We start from the raw sequence: 20,892 nt of genomic DNA, 5'->3' as shown, positions 1-20,892 counted from the left end.
CGTGAGAAGACATATCGCGTTCGAGCGGCTGCACAACTTCCGGGATCTCGGCGGCTACCGGGCCGCCGACGGGAGCGTGGTGCGGTGGGGGCGGCTGTTCAGATCCGATTCGCTGGCCAAGCTGGACGGCGAGGACTGGGAGCGTTTCCTGGGCTTGGGCGTCCGTACGGTGATCGACCTGCGCTACCCCTGGGAGATCGAGGCCAGGGGGCGGGTGCCGCACCACGACGGGGTCGCCTATCACAACCTCAGCATCGAGCACCGGCCCTACGACCAGGCGGAGATCGACCCGGACGCCGACCCGTGGCGCTTCCTGGCCGACCGCTACGCCGAGGTCGCCCTCGACGGGGTCGCGGAGCTGCGGCAGGCCCTGGAGGTCATCGCCTCGGCGGACGAGCCGCTGGTGTTCCACTGCGCCTCGGGCAAGGACAGGACCGGGCTGGTGGCCGCGCTGGTGCTGGCCTTGCTGGAGGTGCCGGAAGACGACATCGTGCGGGATTTCGCGCTGACCGAGCTGGCCACCGACCGGCTGATCGCCGACTGGCGGGCGGCGCACCCGGGCCGCGAGCTGAGGTGGCCCGGGTACGGCAGAGCCCCCGCCGAGATCATGCGGCTCTTCCTGGCCGACCTGGCGGCGGCTCACGGCTCCGTTCGGCGTTACGTCACCGACCGGCTCGGCGTGGACGAGGAGCTGATCTCAGAGCTCCGCGGCCGGTACCTCCACGACGGCTACGCCGGCACCCAGCGGTAGGAGGCGACCTCGGCGCCGCGCGGCTCGTACGACACCTCCAACCGTCGCGAGCCGCGCCCGAGCGTGAACGTGACCTCGGCGGGTGAGCCCTTGGCCAGGTCGGAGCCGCTGGGTCCGGCCAGGATGCGGTCACCTTCACGCATGCCCGCCCGGTCGGCGGCCGATCCGGCCACCAGCCCCGCGACGACGCCGGTCTCCATGCTGCCGAGGTCGAACCCGACCTCCGCGACGCGGTCGCGGAGGTCCTCGCGCCGGAAAGGGGGCCCGAGGGCGTCGGAGGCGGGGACCATCCACTCGCCCGCCTCCAGCGCCGCGAAGTCGCGCCTGGCCTGCTCGCCCAGCTCGGCGACCACCAGGTCGACCCACTCGGGCATGCCGACCTTCTCCCCTGCCCGCTTCCGGTCGAGCACGGTGAGCACGAGCTCGTCGAGGGGGCGGCGGCCGGCCGCGCGGAGCTTGGCGTCGAGGCCGAGGAAGTAGAACAGGCCGCGCCCGTACGGGACCCGCTGCGCCCGCTGGTCCTTCCAGAACCGCTCGGCGGCCGCCCGGTTGCTCAGCGTCTGGAGGGGATTGGTGTAGTAGCTCCGGGCGCGGTCGTTGATCAGGCGGAGGAACGCGTCGTCGTCGATGAGCCCGGCGCGGTGGGGCAGCACGATCGAGTAGTACTCGGCGGTGCCCTCGGTGTACCAGCTGACGTCGCCGTGCTCGCCGTCGAGGTGCGGCCAGTTGTGCGCGGTCTCGTGCGCGAGCAGCGAGGTGAGGTCTTCGGCGGCCGGTGACTCGGCCTCGCTCCAGCCGAACATGAACGAGCGGTGCAGCGCGGTGCCGCCGTTGCCCCGGTAGGGGTGCTTGCGGATGAAGACCCGGTGCCCGGGCTCGGGTTCGCGGAAGAAGTCGCACATCGCCCGGTAGATACGCTCGATCTGGGTGGCCACGGCGACGGTGTCGAAGGAGGGCTCGCTCAGCCAGTACATCGCGAACGGCCCCGAGTCCGGATATTTCGTTATTGGTCCGGCGAAGTAGTAGCTGAACGCCAGCTTCTCGGCGGTGCCCGTCAGCTCGACGTCGCCCTCGCCGAAACTGGAGACGCCGTGGCCGGCCCAGCGCAGGGTGATGGCGTAGTCGTGGGTGGTGTCGGGCAGGGCCAGGAACGAGATGCCCGCCCCGTGCACGCCGCCCGCCTCGGCGCGCAGGTCGAACATCGGGCCGTTCCTGGTGGTGGAGTCCACGGCGCGTACCGGTGCGAAGTAGGCCACCTTGACATCGCCGACGCTGTCACGCGTGGCGCACCACCGGCGATACGCCCAGCTCGACGTGGGCGGCTCGGCCTCCTCGCTGATCGGGAGCTCGCCGAGGTCGTCGGTGACGCGCAGGTCGGCGGTGCGCAGGGTGACGCCGGGGATACCGACGACGACACCCGGCAGGCGGCAGACCGCCTGGCCCGCCGGGACGGACGGCGACTGCAGCACGTATTCGACGTCGATGCCTTCGGGGCGCGGCGACAGGGTGAGGGAGAGCGTGGGGAGGGTCATCGGGCCTGTCCTTGAGGGGCGAGGAGCGCGCGTACGGCGGAGACGGCGGTTTCCAGCGACTCGCCGTCGCCGAGGGAGTGCCCCGCCACGAGCGGCAGCACGTGGACGTTCGACGCCGGCACCCCGGCGTGCCGGATCGCGTGCGTGCTCGCGGCCAGGGGCGTGGCCAGGTCGAAATAGCCGCCGGTCACGAGCACGCGGATGCCGGGGCGCTCGCGCAGGAGCTGCGCGACGTGCTTGGTGGGGTTGCGGTAGAAGTCGGCCTTGGGGTGCTCGCCGCGCCAGTCGAAGGCGAAGTTGAGCTCCAGGGAGAGCGAGACGTAGGTGCCCTCGTCGGTAGCCCCGGCCTCGCGCCTGAGATAGTCGGCCAGCTCCTCGGAGAGGATGACGTTGGACCTGCCGATGCCGAACGCCGGGTCGTCGGCCGCGAGCGGCCGGTCGTCCTCGGGTGGGGGCGGCATCGGGCCGGTCACCCTCGTGTCGAGCCGGCCGACCAGCTCGTCCCGGTCGGCGAGCAGCGTACGCAGGAAGTCCTCGCTGCCGACGCGCAGGTCCGCGGCCAGCACCTGCCCGACGGGCAGCCCGATGAGCTCGGCGACCCGCTCGGCGACGGCGGCGCGTTCGTCCTGGGGGAGCGCCGAGCCGAGGTGCAGCGCCGTCAGGAAGCGCGACTGCGCGAACTCCTGGGCCCGGTCGAACACCGTCGCGGCGTCCGGCGCGCCGGCCGACGCGCGGCCGTGCGCCCAGGCGGCGACCGCCATCGTGGGCAGTTCGAGCACGTGCGGCAGGTCGTTGCCGGGCGCGAGGGTGGACGCCGTCGCGTCCAGCAGCGGCGAGACGAAGACGAGCCCCGCCACGTCGATGTCGCCGACCTCCGCGCAGAGCGTGGCCAGCCGGTGGCCGCCGTAGCTCTCGCCGACGAGGTAGACGGGGCAGTCCCGGCGGTCGTGGCGGGCCAGCCAGTCGCGGATGAAGTGCCGCATCGCCGCCACGTCGCCGTGCACGGTCATGTACGGCGCCGCGCCGCCCTCCCGCAGCACCCGGCTGAACCCGGTGCCGACGGGATCGACGAAGACCAGGTCGGCGACGTCGATGATCGACAGGGGGTTGGGCACGACGATCCGCCGCCGCCCGGTCTCCGCCGGGACCGTCTCGAAGCGCTGGGGGCCGAACGCCGACATGTGCAGCGGCGACGACGAAGCGCCGGGACCGCCGTTGAACAGGAACACCACGGGCCGCCGCCCCGAGCCGGGGACGACGTAGCTCGTACCGGAGATGAGCGCGTCGGGAACGCCGTCGGCTCCGGCGAGCACCGACGACTCCCAGCGGGTTGTGTAGCTCTTCGGCATGTGCTCTCCCGTCAGAGGGCTTTCAGCTCGGCGAGCAGCCGGTCGACGTCGGCGTCCGAGGCGTAGAAGTGCGGGGACATGCGCAGGTGGCCGCCGCGGTGGGCCACCGCCAGCCCCCGCGCGGCGAGCCGGTCGACGGCGTCGGCGTGCCCGGCGACGCTGACGATCCCGCCCATGCGCTCGGGGTGGGCGACGGGGACGAGGCCCAGCGCCGCCGCCTCCTCGTGGAGGCGGCGCGCCAGCCGGGCCACGCGGGCGTGGATCTCCTCGTGCCCGACCGTCTCGCGGAAGGCCGCGGCGGCCTCCAGCGCGTAGACGCCGGGCAGGTTCAGATGCCCGTACGTCAGGCGCGGCGTCGGCGGGGGATTGCCGTGCCCGAGCAGCGTGGGCCGCAGCGAGTCGAGCGCGGCGCGCCGGGCGGCGACCACCGCCACGCCGAACCCGGCCAGCAGCCACTTGTAGCCGGTGGCCACGTAGAAGTCCACGTGGTCCAGGCTGACGGGGATCGCCCCCGCGGCCTGCGCGCCGTCCACCACCAGCGTCGCGCCCGCCCGCGCGCACGCCGCGCCCAGCACGTCCAGGTCCACCAGAGTGCCGGTGAAGGAGCTGACGTGGGAGACGGCCACCACCCGCGTGCGCGGGCCGATGGCCGCGAGCAGCGCGCCGAGCCGGTCGTCGCCCGGCAGCGCGTCCACCTCCACCACGCGTACGGCGTCGCCGAGCCCCCGCCATGGGTAGACCACGGTCGGGAACTCGTCGCGCAGCACCAGCACCTCGTCATCCGGCCGCCACGGCACCGCGTGCGCGATCGCGTTGACCGCCTCGCCGGTGCTGGCCATGAAGGCGACCTCGTCCTCGGCCACGCCCAGCTCGGCCGCGTAGCGCCGGTGAGCCCGCTCGACGACCGGCCGCCACTCGCGCGAGCCCCGGGTGCCGCGCCCCATCGCTTCGTAGCAGGCGCCGACCGCGGCACGGACGGCCTCGGGCACCAGCCCGATGGACGCCGTGTCGAAATACCCTCCCGACTCCATGCCCACCTCCAATGTTCAACACACAGTAGAGGAATTCAATATCTAGTCAAGAGGTTCGGCCTGGAGTTCGTTGAGGTAGTTGTAGATCGTGAAGCGGCTGACCTGGAGCCGCTGCGCCGCCAGGTCCACGGCGCCGCGCAGGGTGAAGAAGCCGCGCTTGTTGAGGTCCTCGACCACCGCGATCTTGTGGGACTTCTTCATCAGCTCGACCGGCACCCCCACGCCGCCGACGGCGTCGGCCAGGATGCCGTCGCCCAGGCTCTCCAGCGTCTGCGGGAACGTCTCGGCCGGCCCTCCGGGCGGCCCGCTCAGCAGCGGGCCCGCGCCCGGATCGGTCGAGGTCAGCGCCCGCAGGATCTCCTCCGCCCGCTTCAGGTCGCCGATGTCGGTGTTGATGCACAGGCACGCCACCGACCGGCCGGAAGGGGCGTGGAAGAAGACGCTCGACGAGCGCATCACCAGCCCGTCGGCCGTCTCGGACCGGTAGCCGATCAGGTGCTCGGTCCAGCCCGCCTTGAACGTGCGCAACCCCAGGTCAGTGGCCGGCCCGCCGATGTCCCTGCCGGTCAGCGTGCCGCCGATGGCGGCGATCGTGTTGGGCATCGTGGTCAGGTTGTGCAGGACGACCTCGGTCTTGGGGCCCATGGCCTTGGCGAGCATCGGGACGACCGGCCCCAGGATCTCGACCACCAGCGCGGCGTGCGCCCGCTCTCCCGTGGTGAACGTCGGCTCGTCGTCCTCGGATGTGGATGTCATGACCGGCACCTGTCTCGTGGCTGTCAGAAGATCAACAGCATGTCGAAGGAGCGCTGCCGCGTGTGGCGCTTCATGGAGGCGTTACCTTACGGAAACTTCTCATCATTGTAGAGCACTGCAACAAGTCGTAATCTTGATGTCTTCCCGGAATCTGTCGGACCCGCCTGGCAGTGTCGGCACGGCCGACCGTCGAAGGGGTGACGCATGAGCACGACAGCCCGGGCCGATGTGCACGTGAGCTACCACCAGATCCAGGTGCGGGAAGAAGAGGGGGACGTGCCCGTCGTGGACGGCGTGCCCAACGGCCTGACCGCCTCGGTGCCGGGCGCGGCGGTGATCCACACCGGCATCCACACCGGCGTCGTGGACGTCACCGTGCAGCTTGCCGACGCCCCGCCCGCCGGCGCCGCCGCCGAGGGGTGGGACGAGGTGGAGGAGGTGGAGCTCATCAGCTTCGAGGGCGGGATGCGGCTGGCGGGCCTCCTGGGCGACCTGCCCGAGGAGCTTCCCGTGCTCACTCCGCACGGCCCCGGCCGCTACGGCATGCGGGTGCACGCCCGGGGGCGCGACATCGACTACGACGGCGTGGCGCGGGTGCCGTTCGAGTTCTACCTGGTGACCGTGTGGCCCATCGACGTCGGGCCTGAGGCCCGGCGCCGGCTCGGGGTGGGGGTGGCCGAGGAGCTGGGGCTGCCCGGCAAGTCCCGCGATCTCCGGGAGCGGGCCCGGCACCTCGGTCTCCCGTCGCAGGAGCCCGGGCGCGTCTCGCGGGCGGAGCGGGAGCCCGGGCGCGTCACGCGGGCGGAGCGGGAGCTCGGGCGCGCTGCGCGGGTGGAGGGGGAGTGGGGGAACTTCACGCGGGTGGAGCGGGAGCCGGGGCGCGTCGCTCGTGCCAGGCCCGTCCCGCCGCCCATCCCCGTGCGCGGGACGGCCCTCGCCTCGGAGCACGGCTTACGCATCGGCAACCCCTACCAGGAGCCGGCCGCCGCGCCTGAGCTGCCCGGCGGCCTGGTGGCGGCCGTGCCCGACCTGCTGGTCATCCGCACGCTCAAGCGTCAGGGGCGGGTGGGCGTGCACGTGCGGTGGGATCCCGTGGCTCCCCGCCTGCCGGTGAGCCGGTGGGAGCAGGTGGAGGAGATCGAGTTCGTCACGACGACGGGGATCATGCAGATCGAGGGGATGCACACCGACGGCGAGCGCCCGCCCAACCTGACGTTCCAGGGCGCGGGTCGCTACGGCCTGCAGGTCCACGGCCGCGCCCGGCGGGGGGAACGGCTGTCCAACCGCCCCGGCGAGTCATACCTTCTGGTGATCTGGCCCGTCGCGCTGGGATCCTCCTAGCCGGCCTTGCGGGTGTAGACGACGCGGTCCACCAGCCGTTCGGACTGGCCGGGAGGCGTGAAGTACAGGTCGAAGGTGTGCTTGTCGTTCGACCTGATGGTGATCACGGTCCGCATCGGGATGGTCTTCCCGACGTATTCGGGGCCGAGCACGCCGGGGTCGGTGAACGTGCCGGGCAGCGACAGCTTGTTGGTGCGCTTGGTGAGCGCGGGCCCGCGGTAGGTCATCGCGGTGGGGGTGACGCTGTCGAAGGTCGTCCACTCGTAGCGCCGGTCGATGGTGGAGAAGCCGAGAACGCCCAGGCGGTAGTAGGGGTTGCCGCCCAGGGTCCCTTCGGTCCGTTCCTCCAGGAAGCGGCCGCCGGTCTTGGCGATCCACCGCGTCGTGACCGTGATGTCGCGGGAGACGATCGGCTTGCCGCCGCCGAGGAGGTAGTTGGTCTTGACGGCCTTCCAGGTGCCGACCAGCGGGTCGAGCTGCCGGTGGAACGGGCCGGGCGCGAGGACGTCGGCGGGCGCGCTCCGCACCTGGACGGCGGTCCGCGCGGTGATCGGTGCCGCGGCGGGCGCGCTCTGGAGGTGGGCGGCGGCCCGCGCGGTGGTCGGTGTCGCGGCGGACGCGCTCGGCGCGCCGGCCAGGCCCAGTACGGCCACGGCCGAGACCACGGCCGGTGCCAGTCGGTTCAGCATGATGTCTCCACAGTGCTCGGAGGGCTCGGACGAGCCCGGCCGCCGGAGTGATCTCGGCGCAGAGGGATCGTGACATCGGGGGCATAGCCGCTGATAGTGTCGCTGTACTCGGCCGGGTATGCATTTTGCACGGTTCACGAGGAGGGGCCGGGTGGCGCGGACCGCGGACGATCTTCCGCTCCGGCTGGCCCGAGCCATGCTGTGGGCCTCGTTCGGCATCCTGTTCTCCATCCGCGCGCTCGCCGGGCTGGACAGCGGCGCCGGCCCGCTCGGGGTGCTGCTCCCGATGGCGTCGTACCCGCCGCTGGTCGCGCTGGCGGTGCGGCGCTGGAGCCCGGCCGGCCGGTACGCGCTCCTCGCGGCCGTGGTGCTGCTCTACTTCCTGCCGTTCCCGGTCGTCGGCGAGTCCTGGGACTGGGTGCCGTGGACCGTGGCCGCCGCCGTCCTGTGCGCTCTTCCCCGGCGGGCCGCCTGGCCGCTGTTCGTCCTCGTCGTGGCCGCGGCCGGCGCGTCCGTCCTCGTGCTCGGGTACGACGCCTATCCCGGGGAGGAGGTCCAGGCCCTCCTCGGGTACATGATCATCACGGCGGACGACGGTCTCATCGTGTTCGGCCTGTCCGCGCTCGTCCGGGCCGTCGAGCAGGTGCACGGCACCCGGGAGGAGCTGGCCCGGGTGGCCCTGGCCAAGGAGCGCCTGCGGCTGGACGGAGAGTTACGCGGCGTCCTCGGCGGAAAGCTGCGGGCGATCGCGTTCCGGATGCGGAAGGCGGCCCAGGAGGAGCCCGGGGACGCTCGGAGCGACCTCCGGGAAGGCGTCGAACCCGCCCGGCGCGACCCCGGGGGAGATACTGAGCTCGCCCGGCGCGACCCCGGGGGAGATGCCGAACTCGCCCGGCGCGACCTCCGGGAAGGGGTCGAGCTCGCGCGGCGCACGCTGGCGGAGGTGCGGGCCACGGCCGGCGCCTACCGTGCCGCCGCTCCTCAGGAGGCCCCGCCGCCGATCGAGTCGCCGCGCCTGGCCCGGCACGTGCTGCTCGCGGTCCTGCTCATCCAGTGCGTGCTCGTCCTGAGGGTCATGGCGCCCTCCCACCCCTACGACTGGCCGGCCTTCGCTCTCGCGGCGGCCCTGCTGGCCGCCGTCGTCATCCTCCAGGTGCTCCCGCCGTCGCGGGCGGCGCTGATCGCGCAGAGCCTGCTGATCCTGCTGCCGCTGGCCGTCTTCCCCGAGGCCTGGGACCGCTTGCTGAGCGTCTTCACGGGCAAGCTGCTGCTCAACGTACGGCCGCCGCTCTCCTGGGCGATGACCGGGCTCGTCCTGGCCGGGCACCTCACCTGGCTCCTCCACTCCGTGGACAGCGGCGCGCTGTTCGTCGACGACGTCGCCGCGGCGCTCTCCCAGTTCGGTGGCCACATCATGATCATGTGGCTGGTGTACTGCCTCGGACGGCTGAGCGGACTCCTCACCGTGCTTGAACGGATGCGGCACGAGCTCGCCGAGGCGGCGGTCCGCCGCGAACGGGTGCGCGTCGCCGGCGACCTGCACGACGTGCTGGGCTTCAGCCTGTCGGCGGTCGCGCTGAAGGGCGAGGTGGCCGAACGCCTGCTGGACACCGACCCCTCCCGGGCCAGGTCCGAGATCGCCGCGCTCGGGTCGCTGGTCGAACGAGCGGTGGCGGAGCTCGGCTCCATCGCCGGGGACCGGGTCGAGCTGCGGCTCCGTACCGAGGTCGACGCGGCCCGCGAGGTGCTGGCGAACGCCGGCATCGAGGTGGTGACGAGCGTCGGGACGGGCCCGCTGGCGGCGGAGGCCGACACCGCGCTGGCCGCCGTGCTCCGTGAGGGCGTCACCAACGTCCTGCGCCACAGCCGGGCCCGCACCTGCGAGATCACCGTGTCGGAGGCGGCGGGGTCCGTACGGCTGCGGCTGGTCAACGACGGCGCCACCGAACCACCAGGAGAGCGGGGGACCGGGCTCGACAGCATCGCGTCGCGGACCGGCGGGCGGCTGACGGCGGGGCATCGCGCCGGTGGCAGGTTCGAGGTGCTCGCCGAGTTCCGCACGGATCCGGCCGACACCACCCAGGCCGCCCAGGAGGCGAGCCGCCCGTCCCAGTAGCGTTCGAGGAGGAGAAACCGTACGACCGCGGTCCATCTGTCCATCCCGTCCGGAGCCCGCATGTCTTCGCATCCGACCGTCGTGCCCGACCTGTCCGGCGGCGTCTCCGGCGCCGCCGCCCTGGAACCTCTGCTGCGCACGGTGCTGACCGCCCTCTCGGAAGGCGCGGCACGGCGCGGCGGGCCGATCCCCGCCGGTACGCCCGGCGCGCTCTTCGCGGGAGTCGCCCAGGGCTTCGCCGGGCCGGGCGGTGACGCCCTGCGCCGGTTCACCGAGCTGGTGGCCGCCGGCAGCGCCGACCCGGCCGACCCGGCCTGCGCCGCGCACCTGCACTGCCCGCCGCTCGCCGTCGCCGTGGCCGCCGACCTGGCGATCTCCGCGCTCAACCCGTCGCAGGACTCCTGGGACCAGGCCCCCGCGACCACCGCCCTGGAGACCCTCCTGCTGGGTGAGCTGGCCGGATTGGTGGGCTACCCGGACTCGGCCGCGGGTGTGCTCACCTCCGGCGGCACCGAGTCCAACTTCATGGGCCTGATGCTGGCCAGGGACCGGGTGCTGGGTCACGCGACCGGCCACCGGATCGAGCGGAGCGGCCTGCCGGCGAACGCGCCGCAGGCACGGATCTTCGCCTCCGCCGCCGCCCACTTCTCGACACGGCGCGCCGCGGCGCTGCTGGGCCTGGGCGAGGACGCGGTCGTGACCATCCCTGTGGACGGCGAGCTGCGGATGCGGCCGGAGGAGCTGGCCGCCGCGCTGCGGGAGTGCGTCCGGCGGGGCGAGCTGCCGATGGCCGTGGTCGCCACGGCCGGCACCACCGACACGGGCGCGATCGACCCGCTGGGAACCTGCGCGGCGCTGGCCGCCGAGCACGGGGCCTGGCTGCACGTGGACGCCGCCTACGGCGGTGGCGCCCTGCTGTCCGACCGGCTGGCTCCGCTGCTGGCGGGCATCGAGCGGGCCGACTCGGTGTCCCTGGACTGGCACAAGCTGGGCTGGCAGCCCGTCGCCGCGGGCGTCTTCCTGGTACGGCGGGCCGAGACGTACGAGTCGCTGGAGCGGCGCGCGGCCTATCTCAACCCGGCCGACGACGAGGAGGCCGGCTACACCAGCCTGCTGGGGCATTCGCTGCGCACCACCCGCCGCCCCGACGGCTTCAAGATCGCCGTCACGCTGGCGACCTTCGGCAGGGACGGCCTGGGCCGCCTCGTGGACACCTGCCACGATCTGGCTCGGGCGGGAGCGGCGGCCGTCCGCGTCCATCCCCGGCTGGAACTGCACGCCGACCCGGTGCTGACGGCGTTCCTCTTCCGGTATCTCCCGGCGGACTCCGCCCTGGCGGATCGGGTGAACGCCGGGCTGCGCCGCCGCCTGCTCCACGAGGGACGCGCCGTCGTCGGCCGTACCGAGCTCCCGGGAGCGGGGCCGGGCCGCGTGCGGCTCAAGCTCACCCTGCTCAACCCGCACACGACCGCTGCCGAGGTGGAGCGGCTCGTCCACCTGGTCGCCGCCGCGGGCAAGGCCGAGGAGGAGACACTGTGAAACGGGGCCTCTAAGCTGAGTGATCGTGACGACGCGGCGAGCCGAATTGCGCACATGAGCGTGGTCCGCGTTCTCCTCGCGGAGGACATGCTCCTCCTGCGCGAGGCGCTCGTGGAGCTGCTCCACCTCCACGACGGCATCGACGTGGTGGCCCAGGTGTCCAGCGGGGCGGAGATCGTGGCGGCGGCGGAGCGTCACCGGCCGGACGTCGCGGTGATCGACATCGACCTGCCGGGGATGGACGGCATCACGGCCGCCGCCGAGCTGAACGACCGGCTGCCCGACTGCCGGGTGCTCATCCTGACCGCGCTGAGCAAGCCGGGCGAGCTGCGCCGTGCGCTCGATGCGAGGGTCGCCGGGTTCGTCCCCAAGGACATCAGGCCCGGCGACCTCGTCGCCGCCATCCGGACGGTCGCCGCCGGCGGCGAGGTGGTGGACCCGGTCCTGGCCATGACCGCGTTGCGGGCGCCGGAGAGCCCGCTCACGCAGCGCGAGACGGAGGTGCTGCGGATGTCGGCGACCGGCGCCCAGCCCTTGGAGATCGCCGAGCGGCTCTTCCTCACCTACGGCACGGTCCGCAACTACCTGACCTCGGCGGTCGCCAAACTGGGCGCCCGCAACCGGATCGACGCCATCCGCATCGCCTCCGAGGCCGGCTGGCTCTGACCGCGGCCCGCGCTGAACGGCATCTCACGATGCCGCAGCGGACGCGAAGTCCTCGAGGATGTCGTTGAAGAGGTCCGGGCGCTCCATGTTGGGGTAGTGGGCGGCACCGTCGATCGAGATCGCCCGCCCGTCGGCCACGGTCCGGGCGAGGCGTTCGGCCATGCCGATATGGTCGGGCGAGTCGAGGGCGCCGTTGACGGCCAGCACGGGAACGCCGATCCCGGCGACGCGCTCCCAGGTGTCGCGGACCGGGACGAGCAGGTCGGGCTCGCCGGCGGTGTGCTTGGACATGGTGGCCCTGGCCATCCGGCGCAGGCGGCCGGCGACGCCGGGGTCGAGGTCGTCGAGAGCGCGGTGCGGGCCCGCGGCGAACAGCATGAACCCCTCGACGGAGCCCTCCAGATCGCCGGCGGCCATCGCCGCGTGCCAGGTGGCCAGGGCCCGGGTGGTCCAGGGGTCGGTGAAGTACGGCTCGCCGGTGCCGGCGCCGCTGACGACCACGGCGGCGACCAGGTCCGGATGCTCCAGCGCGGTGTCGACCGCGATGCTCGCCCCCATGGACACGCCCGCCAGGACCGCCGGCCCCGTGTCCAGGTGGCGCAGCAGCGCGGCGAGGTCGTCGGTGAGCCGGTACGGCTCGGTGGGGTTGGCGGAGCGGCCGTGGCCGCGGGCGTCGGGCGCGATGACGCGGTAGCGCGAGGCGAGGCGGGGAATCTGGTCGTCCCACATGCCGTGGTCGACGAAGCCGCCGTGCAGCAGGACGAGGGGGCGTCCGGTGCCGGTGTCGAGCCAGAACAGATCCTTCATGACAACCAAGGTGTCATTTTCGGATGAAGATGACAACCTAGGTGTCATCATGGTGGGGTGAGTGACACGAACCGCAGCCCGGGCGACCGGCTCACCGAGGTGTTCGACCTGGTGGGGCCGCTGTACCGGCGCGCCCAGCGCAAGGTGGAGCAGGACGCGCCCATCGAAGGGCTGTCGGTGGGGGTGCGGGCCGTGCTCAACCTGCTCCGCGAGCACGGGCCCATGACCGTCCCCCAGATGGGGCGGGCGCAGGCGTTGAGCCGCCAGTTCGTCCAGCGGATGATCAACGACGCGGCCGGGCGGGGGCTGGTCGAGTTCGTGGCCAACCCGGCGCACAAGAGGTCGTCGCTCATCCGGCTGACCGAGCAGGGGCGGGCCGTCATCGTCGCCGTGATCGACCGCGAGCGCGCCGAGCTGCGCCGGATCGGCGGCGACCTCACCGACGCCGAGGTCACCGCCTGCCTCCGGGTCCTCTCGCGCCTGCTCGGGCATCTCGACGACATCGACATGGACTGAGCGGGACCTTCATCCCAGGGTGTAGTCCTTGAGCGGCACGACGTCCTCGGCCACCTCGACCGGGGGCTCGGTGGGCGGCTGGAGGAACCAGCGGGCCGCGGCCCGGCCGTGCAGCTGGTTGCGCTCGACGTAGTCGCGCAGCCGGCCTTCGTACGTGGCGAAGGCGGTGGCGTGGTCCGGGGCCTCCGCCAGCTCGCCGGCCAGCACGTACGCGCCGATCAACGCCTGCGAGGTGCCGCGGCCGGAGGTGGGCGCCGCGCAGTACGCGGCGTCGCCCACCAGGGCCACCCGGCCGGCCGACCACGAGTCCATCACGACCTGGCCGGAGGAGTCGAAGAAGAACTCCTCGGCCTCGCTCATGGCCTCCAGCAGCCGGGGCACCTCCCAGCCCGCGCCGGCGAAGTGCTCGGCCACCAGCTTCTCCTGCTGCCGGCGGTCGCGCCGGTCGTAGTCCAGGTGGTCGGCCCCGAACGACAGGCCGACGCGGAGCTCGCTGTTGCCGCGGGCGGCGAAGGCCAGCGCGCTGCGGCCGACGGTGTTGTGCATCAGGCCCGTGCGGTCGAGGCCGAACAGGTTGGGCGTGGTGAACAGCGCGCCGTAGATGCCCAGGTGGCGGACGTAGCGGGACTCGGGGCCGAAGGCGAGCCGGCGCACGGTCGAGTGCATCCCGTCCGCGCCGATCACCAGGTCGAACGTACGGGACCCGGCGCGCTCGAAGGTCACGTGGACGCCGGAGCCGTCCTGGTCGAGCCCCGTGATCGTGTCGTCGAAGAGGTAGTCGGTGGTGTCGCGGGTGGCCTCGTACAGGATGGCCGTCACGTCGGACTTGAGCACCTCCAGGTCGCCGGAGATGGCGGTGGCGGGCAGCTCGGCCAGGGGCGCGCCGGCGTCGTCGACCAGCGTCATCCCGGTCATCCCCGTCTCGTGCCGGCGCATCTCCTCCAGCAGGCCCATCCGCTCCAGCACCTCCAGCGCGCTGCCGCGGAAGTCGATGGCCGCGCCGCCGCCGCGGACGACCGGGGCCCGCTCCACGATCGTGGGCGCGTGGCCGTGCCGGTGCAGCCAGTAGGCCAGGGCGGGGCCGGCGACGCTGCCGCCGGAGATCAGGATCCGCATGGGACTTCCCTTCTCGGTTGGTGTGGGGCAACCGTACGCCGAGTTTGGGCAAATGCGCAAGACAGATGTCTCATGCGTGCGTGCTAGGCTGCCTGCCATGGGAAACCGGGAGGATCTGCTGGCGGGGGCGCGGCGCTGCCTGGAGGAGAAGGGCTGGGCGCGCACGACCGTCCGCGACATCTCGGCGGCGGCCGGCGTCAGCATGGCCGCGATCGGCTACCACTTCGGCTCGCGCGAGGCGCTGCTCAACGCGGCGCTGGTGGAGGCCATGCGGGAGTGGGGCGAGCAGATCGGCGCCGCGATGGCCGCCGTGGACGAGGCGGCCGCGCCCGGCGAGCGCTTCGAGGCGCTCTGGGAGCGGCTCATCGCGTCGATCGGCGAGCACCGCACGCTGTGGCTGGCCAATCTGGAGGCCATGGTGCAGGCCGAGCACTCGCCGGAGCTGCGCGACGAGCTCGTGGCCGGTCAGCGCGAGGGCCGCCGCGGCATGGCCGCGCACCTGGTGGACGGCGACGAGGCGGACCTCGCCGAGCGCGAGGTGCGCACCGTCGGCTCGGTGCACCTCGCGCTGCTGCTGGGCGTGATGATGCAGTGGCTCAACGACCCGGACCAGGCTCCGACGGGGGCGGAGGTCCTGGCGGGCCTGCGCGCGCTGACCGCCCGGATGGGGTGAAGTTCGTCAATCGTTCAGCTCGGCGCAGCCGGCCGGATCCCGGGCAGGCGCCATCATGCCTCTGTGTACCGCATCCCGGTGGCCGTCGTGCTGGCGGCGCTCACCATGGTCACGCCGGTCGAGGCCGACTCCGGCTGGCAGGTCGGCTTACGCGGCGGAGCCCGTACGTACATCGCGGATCTCGCCGCCACCGGGCCGGCGGACGCCTGGGCCGCGGGCCGGCGCGAGACCAAGCAGCTCGATCCGCGGACCGGCTCGCCCGTCACCGCGCCCCTGATCAGGCACTGGAACGGCAGGGAGTGGACGGAGTTCGCCGGCCCGGGCGGGTCCCTGCGTGAGATCTCCCTGATCGAGGCGTCCTCCCCGGCCGACGTGTGGATCGCGGGGAACACCGGCGCCCGCTCGGTGCTGTCGCGCTGGGACGGCAGGCGCTGGCGGCTCATGGGGTCGGGCCGGACCACGATCACCGATCTGGACGTCCCGGACGGCGAGCACGCCTGGGTCGTGGGCCGCGACGACCGTACACGGGGAGTGTTCTTCAAGCGCTATCACGGCGAGCGCTGGACGAGCCTGCCGGCGCCGGCGTCCCTGCGGGAGATCAGCGTCCGCACACCCGGAGAGATCTGGGGCTGGGGTCCCTCCGCCGTCATGCGCTGGGACGGCAAGGCGTGGCACCCGGTGGCGCTGCCCGCCGTCGCGGTGCCCGCGGCGGCCGTGCCCGCGTACGGACCGGTACGGGTCCGCTACGACGCGGTGCTCGCCGCCGCGAACGGGGACGTCTGGATCGCCGCCGGGTTCCAGCAGGGCGACTGGACGCAGCCGGGGGCCGTCCTGCTGCACCGGAGCGGCGGGACGTGGGAGCAGCTCCGGCTGCCCGGCGACCACGTCACCACCCTGTCCGGCGACGGCTCGGGCGGCGTCTACGCGGCGACGACCCGGCAGTCGATCACCGCGACCCCGGACGGCCAGGACCCCTACGCCTACACCACCCTGTCCATCGACGCGCTCCGGTACGCCGGCGGCGTGCTGACCCGGCAGAGCGTCACCCCGCCGGCGACCGGATTCGCATGGACGGACCTCGTCGCCGTGCCGCGTACGGGCTCGGCGCTGGCCGCGGGCTTCGCCTGGAAACCTCCTCAGGGAGACGTGATCTTCCGCAACCCCTAGCGCCGCAGGTCCAGCCGCACCCTGGCCAGCCAGGACCCCCAGCCGTTCTCCGGCCGGCTGTCCCCGATGCGCAGGTAGAACGTACGGGCCTCGCCCCGCAGCTCGTCGAGGTCGAGCGTGCGCGCCGAGCGGTTGGACAGGTCGCGCACGTCGGCGCTCTCCCGCAGCACGGTCCGCCAGCTCCGGTTGTCGGCCGAGACCTGCACCAGGAACTGGTTGCCGATGTCCAGCGTCACCGAACCCCCGCTCACCTGGGCCGGCAGCTCGAACCGGTAGGTGGCGTGGCCGTCGCCGTCGGTGAAACGGGCGCGCCCGTCGAACACCTCGCCGTCGAGCTGGGACCCGTCGGCCTCCAGCAGCCACGGCTCCTCGGCCGCCGTGCCGGGCGTGAACTCCACGGTGTCGCCGACCACCGTGACCGTCACCTGCTCGGAGGCCGGCCCCTGGTCGGAGGTCGCGGCGAGCCGGATCGGATGGCTGCCGGGACCCGCCGTCGCCGGTACCGTCACCTGGAACGTCACGGTCTGGGACGCGCCCTGCGCGACGGGACCGAAGGTGACCCCTCCCGAGGGCTGGACGGTCCAGCCCTCGGGGCCGGTCGCGGTCAGCCGTCCGGTGGCGGGCCGGTCGGCGTGGTCGGACACGGTCACCGGGACTGTCACGGTCTCCCCAGGAGCGGCGAAGACCCCGGCGGCCTCGATGACCAGCGGTGACGTGGCGGGCGGCGCGGGGGCGAGCAGCTCGATCTCCGCGAGCGACGTGCCGCCGGTGAACCTGATCCGGTAGTGGGCGTACGCGCCAGGATGCGCGATCTTGAACGGACGGGTCTGCAGCCGCCACGGGAAGCTCTCACCGGCCCGCTCGTCGAGCACCTTCCACGACGTGCCGTCGGCGGAGCCCTCCAGGACCCATCCGGACGGATCCTCGGAAGGCTGTCCGGCGCCGGAGGTGAGCGTGTAGTAACGCGCCTCCCGGTCGCCGTCGAAGGTGTATCGCACCCATTCGGGCAGCGTCGCCCGGGTGGCCGAGTCGTCGTCGAACAGCGCGCTCACGTCCGCGCCGCCGGCCGCCGACGCCGTGCCGCGTCCCGGCCCCGTGAGGTCGTGCAGCGGGGCGGGGATCCGGTCGTCGTCGGTGATCGAGGGCGGGGCGGCGTTCCTGCCCGTGCCCCAGCGCGACGGCTTCGGCCCCATCTCGAACACCAGCTCGCCGCCCTTGGCGATCAGCTCGTGCGGAAGGTACGCCTTGTCGTACGCCCTGCCGTTGACCGTCAGCCCCTGTACGTAGACGTTGCGCGGGCTGTTGCCCGGCGCCTTGATCACCAGCTTCCTGCCGCCCTCCAGGTGCACCGTCGCCTTCTTGAACAGCGGCGAGCCGATCGCGTAGTAGGGGCTGCCCATCTGCAGCGGATAGAACCCCAGCGCCCCGAAGACCTGCCAGGCCGACATCTCCCCGTTGTCCTCGTCGCCGGGGTAGCCCTGGCCGATCTCGCTGCCCAGGTAGAGCCGCGAGAGCGCCTCGCGCACCTTGGCCTGGGTCTTCCACGGTTGTCCCGCGTAGTCGTACATGTAGGCGATGTGGTGCGAGGGTTGGTTGCTGTGCCCGTACTGGCCCATCCGGATGTCCCGGGCCTCGCGCATCTCGTGGATGATCCCCCGGTACGAGCCGGGGAACGCCGCCGTCTCCTGGGTGGCGAAGAACGCGTCCAGCTTGGCGGCCAGCTTGTCCGCGCCGCCGTACAGGTTGGCCAGGCCGCGGCCGTCCTGCGGGACGTGGAAGGCCATGTTCCAGCCGTCGGTCTCGGTGTAGTCGAAGCCCCACGTACGCGGGTCGTAGGCGCTCGGCTTGAGCCGGAAGGAGCCGTCGGCGTTCCGTCCCTGGAAGAAGCGCACCGCCGGGTCGAACAGGTGGACGTAGTTACGCGCCCTGTTCCGGAAATATTCGTACTCCTCCAGGTAGCGGGCACGCTCCGCTCCCGTGGACCGCTCGGCCAGCGCCTTGGCCATGTTCGCGATCCCGAAGTCGTTGATGTAGCCGTCCATCGCCCACGACATCGCCTCGCCGGTCGACTGGACGCTCGTGTACCCGAGGAAGACGGAGGTGTTCAGACCCTTGCGGCCCACCTGCCGGGTGGGCGGGGCGACGGTGGCGTTCTTGACCGCGGCCTCGTAGGCGGCCACGGCGTCGAAGCCGGTAACCCCCTTCAGGTACGCGTCGGCGAAGGCGACGTCGGAGCTGGTGCCGACCATCAGATCGGCGTACCCGGGCGAGGACCACCGGGAGATCCAGCCGCCGTCCAGGTACTGCCGCACGAACCCGTCGATCATCTCCCCGGCCGCCTTCGGCGTCAGCAGCGCGTACGCGGGCCAGGTGGTGCGGTAGGTGTCCCAGAAGCCGTTGTTGACGTACACCTTCCCGTCCGCCACCTGCGCCCCGGTCTGGGTGGGCGTGCTGGGAGGGGTGCTGGTCGCCGACTGTACGGCGTGCTTGTGGACGGGCGCGGCCGCGGTGCCGGTGTTCTCGAAGCCGGAGTTGGGATAGAGGAACAGCCGGTACAGGTTGGAGTACAGCGTGACCAGCTGGTCCCGGCTCGCCCCTTCGACCTCGATGACGCCCAGCTTGGCGTCCCACGCCCGGCGGGCGCGCTCGCTGACCGTCTCCAGGGTGTCCGAGGCGGCGATCTCCAGCTCCAGGTTGTGCCTGGCCTGGTCGATGCTGATCAGCGAGGACGCGATGCGCATGGTGACCGTCCTCGTCGTGCCCGCGTCGAAGGACAGATAGCCGAGCACGTTGTCCCGGCCCTGGCCGGTCAGCTTGCCGCCGCCGGTGACCGGGCGGTCGAAGACGGCGTAGTAGAACATCCGCGTGGCCCCGGTGGACAGGTCGCTGCGCACGTCGGAGTAGCCGGTCACCACACCGCCGGCCGGGTCCAGGGTCAGGCCGCCGCTGTTGTTCACGTTGTCGAAGATCAGCTTGGCCTCGGTGCCGGGGAAGGTGAAGCGGGCCAGCGCCGCGTGGTCGGACGGAGCGATCTCGGTCTTGAGCCCGTTGTCGAAGGTGACCGCGTACAGGTGCGGCTGCGCGACCTCCCGCTCGTGGCGGAAGGCCAGCGCGCGGGCGGTACGGGACGGGTTGGGCACCCCCTCGGCCGCCGAGGGCATGAACTGGAACGTCTGCCGGTCACCCATCCACGGGCTGGGCTCGTGGCTGGCGCTGAACGCCTGGATCTCGGGCAGGTTGGCGGCGTTGCCGGCCCGGTGGTACTCGTACAGCCAGCTCGTCGAGCCGGCGTTGGTCATCGGCGTCCAGAAGTTGAACCCGTGCGGCACCGCGGTGGCCGGGAAGTTGTTCCCCCGCGAGAAGCCGCCGGTGGAGTGCGTCCCCCGGGTGGTCATCACGTAGTGGGCAGGGCTGCGATCGTCGCGTGCCGGGCGGCCCTCGTACGGCTGCCGCTTCCGCTCCGAGACGATCCTGATGTCGTCCACCCACCCGCGGAACCCGGCGGGCCCTGCCGGGCTGTCGTAGGCCACCAGGATGCGGCTGATCCGCTTGCCCTTGGCGACCTCGCCGATCTGGGCGCGCTTGTAGTTCCACTGGTCGGCGTACAGGGTCTTGGACTCGCCCTGCGCGCGCGGCGCCAGCCGGACGCCGTGCTGGTCGACGGCCTTGAGGTCGCTGAGGTACGTACCGTCGCGGAAGGCCAGGTCCACCGAGACGTACGTGCTGGGGTAGCGCAGGTCGGCCGCGGTGAACTCGGGGAAGACCACGTAGGACAGCTCCGTCGTGGCCGTGACCGGGATGTCCACCTCGAACACCTTGTTGGTGGAGTGGCCGCCGGTCTCGGCGGTGGTGCTGCCCGCGTACTGGAACGCCCGCAGGCCGGAGAAGCCGGCGCGCGGCTTGGACACGAACCCGCCGTTCGGCCCCGCGCCGATCTGGCTGCGCATGTCGCTGGGCGGCGTGGGGCCGGTCCGGCCGTCCGACAGCTCCCACTCGGCCAGCTGCAGGGTCGAGCCGCCGCCGATCCGGGTGACGTTCAGCCGGTAGTGGGCGTAGGCGGTCGGGTTGGCGAAGCGGTACTCCTTGCGCTGGAAGCGCGCCGTGAACGTCTCGCCGGTCCGGGTGTCCAGGGTGGTCCAGCTCTGCCCGTCCTGGGAGCCCTGCAGCTGCCAGTCGCGCGGGTCGCGTTCGGGCGCGTCGTTGGCGGAGGTCAGCGCGTAGTGCACGACCGCGACCGGGGCGGCCAGGCCGTACTGCGCCCAGCCGGCGCCGGCGAACACCAGCCACTTGGTGTTCGCGTCATCGTCGGCCAGGTTCTCCTTCCCCTCGCCGCCGGAGGCGTTCTCGCCGCTGGCGCTGAACCGGGCGATCTGGTCCGAGATGCTGCCCTCGATGCGTCCGGGCAGGGTGCCGATGACGTTCGCGGCCTTCTTGACGCCGCGGGCGTCGGTCTCTGTCATGTCGGCCCACGTCGGCTGCGGGTCGCCGGGCTCGAAGGAGGAGGCGAAGGCCGCGCCCTCGGCCCGGGCCAGGGCCTGCCCGTCCCGCGCCGCCCGCTGCGTATCCGCCGCGGGCGGAGCCGGCTCGGCGGCCTGCGGGCCGGGGGGCGGGCTGTAGGAGGGGTTGGGGGTCGGTGTGCCCGAAGGGCCGGGATTGGGCACGGGCTCAGGGCCGGCCGGGCCGGTCAGCGCGGCGGCGGGTGCGGCGAGGGCGAGGGTGGTCACGGCGCATAAGACCGCCATCATAAGAGATCGTTTACGACGGGACGGGGAAGGCCAGAGGGTGCTCACAGCGGTCTCCCAGGAGGAGTGATGACAACGTTGTCAACCCCGATCTGTTAAGG

General features: G+C 72.6%; 16 protein-coding genes. 8 read left to right on the top strand and 8 right to left on the bottom strand.

Annotated elements, in window-relative coordinates:
* The first annotated feature begins 1 nt into the window (after position 1).
* A complete protein-coding gene (locus ACWEPL_RS11815) occupies positions 2-751 on the top strand; it encodes a tyrosine-protein phosphatase (RefSeq protein ID WP_452436017.1) in 750 nt (249 codons plus the stop codon).
* Here ACWEPL_RS11815 and ACWEPL_RS11810 read toward each other — a convergent pair.
* The 4 genes from ACWEPL_RS11810 to ACWEPL_RS11795 are packed head-to-tail and all read right to left on the bottom strand — an operon-like array spanning position 730 to position 5,419.
* Positions 730-2,283 (bottom strand): M61 family metallopeptidase, encoded by a 1,554-nt coding sequence (locus tag ACWEPL_RS11810; RefSeq protein WP_452436016.1) that lies wholly within the window; start codon positions 2,281-2,283, stop codon positions 730-732. The genes ACWEPL_RS11815 and ACWEPL_RS11810 overlap by 22 nt on opposite strands.
* On the bottom strand, positions 2,280-3,632 hold the full coding sequence (locus tag ACWEPL_RS11805) for a S10 family serine carboxypeptidase-like protein (protein WP_452436015.1): 1,353 nt from the start codon (positions 3,630-3,632) through the stop codon (positions 2,280-2,282). Before ACWEPL_RS11805 ends, ACWEPL_RS11810 begins: the two co-directional genes overlap by 4 nt.
* Before the next feature lie 11 nt (positions 3,633-3,643).
* Positions 3,644-4,663 (bottom strand): aminotransferase class V-fold PLP-dependent enzyme, encoded by a 1,020-nt coding sequence (locus tag ACWEPL_RS11800; protein ID WP_452436014.1) that lies wholly within the window; start codon positions 4,661-4,663, stop codon positions 3,644-3,646.
* Between the two features lie 42 nt (positions 4,664-4,705).
* Positions 4,706-5,419 carry a helix-turn-helix transcriptional regulator gene (locus ACWEPL_RS11795; protein WP_363981016.1) on the bottom strand — a complete coding sequence of 238 codons (714 nt, stop codon included), beginning with the start codon at positions 5,417-5,419 and terminating at the stop codon, positions 4,706-4,708.
* A 204-nt stretch (positions 5,420-5,623) separates the two neighbouring features.
* Here ACWEPL_RS11795 and ACWEPL_RS11790 point away from each other — a divergent pair, with 204 nt between their 5' ends.
* Positions 5,624-6,760, top strand: coding sequence for a hypothetical protein (locus tag ACWEPL_RS11790; RefSeq protein ID WP_452436013.1), 1,137 nt, complete (start codon positions 5,624-5,626; stop codon positions 6,758-6,760).
* On the opposite strand, the gene ACWEPL_RS11785 is transcribed toward ACWEPL_RS11790, so the two are convergent.
* Positions 6,757-7,449 (bottom strand): DUF1579 family protein, encoded by a 693-nt coding sequence (locus tag ACWEPL_RS11785; protein ID WP_452436012.1) that lies wholly within the window; start codon positions 7,447-7,449, stop codon positions 6,757-6,759. The genes ACWEPL_RS11790 and ACWEPL_RS11785 overlap by 4 nt on opposite strands.
* Before the next feature lie 151 nt (positions 7,450-7,600).
* Between ACWEPL_RS11785 and ACWEPL_RS11780 the strand changes: the two genes are divergently transcribed.
* The 3 genes from ACWEPL_RS11780 to ACWEPL_RS11770 are packed head-to-tail and all read left to right on the top strand — an operon-like array spanning position 7,601 to position 11,770.
* A complete protein-coding gene (locus tag ACWEPL_RS11780; protein WP_452436011.1) occupies positions 7,601-9,565 on the top strand; it encodes a sensor histidine kinase in 1,965 nt (654 codons plus the stop codon).
* A gap of 60 nt (positions 9,566-9,625) precedes the next feature.
* Entirely contained in the window at positions 9,626-11,104 is a 1,479-nt protein-coding gene (locus tag ACWEPL_RS11775; protein WP_452436010.1) for a pyridoxal phosphate-dependent decarboxylase family protein, read from the top strand.
* A gap of 60 nt (positions 11,105-11,164) precedes the next feature.
* Complete coding sequence (locus ACWEPL_RS11770; protein WP_452436093.1) at positions 11,165-11,770, top strand: response regulator transcription factor; 606 nt, start codon at positions 11,165-11,167, stop codon at positions 11,768-11,770.
* A 24-nt stretch (positions 11,771-11,794) separates the two neighbouring features.
* Here ACWEPL_RS11770 and ACWEPL_RS11765 read toward each other — a convergent pair whose 3' ends face one another.
* Positions 11,795-12,577: an alpha/beta fold hydrolase gene (locus tag ACWEPL_RS11765; protein WP_452436009.1), complete on the bottom strand. Its 783-nt coding sequence runs from the start codon at positions 12,575-12,577 to the stop codon at positions 11,795-11,797.
* 57 nt (positions 12,578-12,634) lie between these two features.
* Here ACWEPL_RS11765 and ACWEPL_RS11760 point away from each other — a divergent pair, with 57 nt between their 5' ends.
* Positions 12,635-13,093: a MarR family winged helix-turn-helix transcriptional regulator gene (locus tag ACWEPL_RS11760; protein ID WP_363980999.1), complete on the top strand. Its 459-nt coding sequence runs from the start codon at positions 12,635-12,637 to the stop codon at positions 13,091-13,093.
* 9 nt (positions 13,094-13,102) lie between these two features.
* Here ACWEPL_RS11760 and ACWEPL_RS11755 read toward each other — a convergent pair whose 3' ends face one another.
* Positions 13,103-14,209: an FAD-dependent monooxygenase gene (locus ACWEPL_RS11755; protein WP_452436008.1), complete on the bottom strand. Its 1,107-nt coding sequence runs from the start codon at positions 14,207-14,209 to the stop codon at positions 13,103-13,105.
* 97 nt (positions 14,210-14,306) lie between these two features.
* Here ACWEPL_RS11755 and ACWEPL_RS11750 point away from each other — a divergent pair, with 97 nt between their 5' ends.
* Positions 14,307-14,882, top strand: coding sequence for a TetR/AcrR family transcriptional regulator (locus ACWEPL_RS11750; protein ID WP_350731735.1), 576 nt, complete (start codon positions 14,307-14,309; stop codon positions 14,880-14,882).
* 63 nt (positions 14,883-14,945) lie between these two features.
* Entirely contained in the window at positions 14,946-16,049 is a 1,104-nt protein-coding gene (locus tag ACWEPL_RS11745) for a hypothetical protein (RefSeq protein ID WP_452436007.1), read from the top strand.
* Here the strand turns inward: ACWEPL_RS11745 and ACWEPL_RS11740 are convergent.
* Entirely contained in the window at positions 16,046-20,773 is a 4,728-nt protein-coding gene (locus tag ACWEPL_RS11740; protein WP_452436006.1) for a GH92 family glycosyl hydrolase, read from the bottom strand. The two genes, ACWEPL_RS11745 and ACWEPL_RS11740, sit on opposite strands and share 4 nt — an antisense overlap.
* Positions 20,774-20,892: the final 119 nt, after the last annotated feature.

The sequence above is a fragment of the Nonomuraea sp. NPDC004186 genome (genome assembly GCF_053603495.1).
The sequence above is the reverse complement of the archived record's forward strand: the minus strand, read 5'-3'. Positions and strand labels throughout refer to the sequence as shown.

What these genes read in the sequence shown, in the direction of transcription:
- ACWEPL_RS11750 (WP_350731735.1), top strand. Translation starts at nt 14,307, where the DNA reads ATGGGAAACCGGGAGGATCTGCTGGCGGGGGCGCGGCGCTGCCTGGAG.
- ACWEPL_RS11785 (WP_452436012.1), bottom strand. Translation starts at nt 7,449, where the DNA reads ATGCTGAACCGACTGGCACCGGCCGTGGTCTCGGCCGTGGCCGTACTG.
- ACWEPL_RS11755 (WP_452436008.1), bottom strand. Translation starts at nt 14,209, where the DNA reads ATGCGGATCCTGATCTCCGGCGGCAGCGTCGCCGGCCCCGCCCTGGCC.
- ACWEPL_RS11800 (WP_452436014.1), bottom strand. Translation starts at nt 4,663, where the DNA reads ATGGAGTCGGGAGGGTATTTCGACACGGCGTCCATCGGGCTGGTGCCC.
- ACWEPL_RS11795 (WP_363981016.1), bottom strand. Translation starts at nt 5,419, where the DNA reads ATGACATCCACATCCGAGGACGACGAGCCGACGTTCACCACGGGAGAG.
- ACWEPL_RS11810 (WP_452436016.1), bottom strand. Translation starts at nt 2,283, where the DNA reads ATGACCCTCCCCACGCTCTCCCTCACCCTGTCGCCGCGCCCCGAAGGC.
- ACWEPL_RS11765 (WP_452436009.1), bottom strand. Translation starts at nt 12,577, where the DNA reads ATGAAGGATCTGTTCTGGCTCGACACCGGCACCGGACGCCCCCTCGTC.
- ACWEPL_RS11805 (WP_452436015.1), bottom strand. Translation starts at nt 3,632, where the DNA reads ATGCCGAAGAGCTACACAACCCGCTGGGAGTCGTCGGTGCTCGCCGGA.
- ACWEPL_RS11790 (WP_452436013.1), top strand. Translation starts at nt 5,624, where the DNA reads ATGAGCACGACAGCCCGGGCCGATGTGCACGTGAGCTACCACCAGATC.
- ACWEPL_RS11775 (WP_452436010.1), top strand. Translation starts at nt 9,626, where the DNA reads ATGTCTTCGCATCCGACCGTCGTGCCCGACCTGTCCGGCGGCGTCTCC.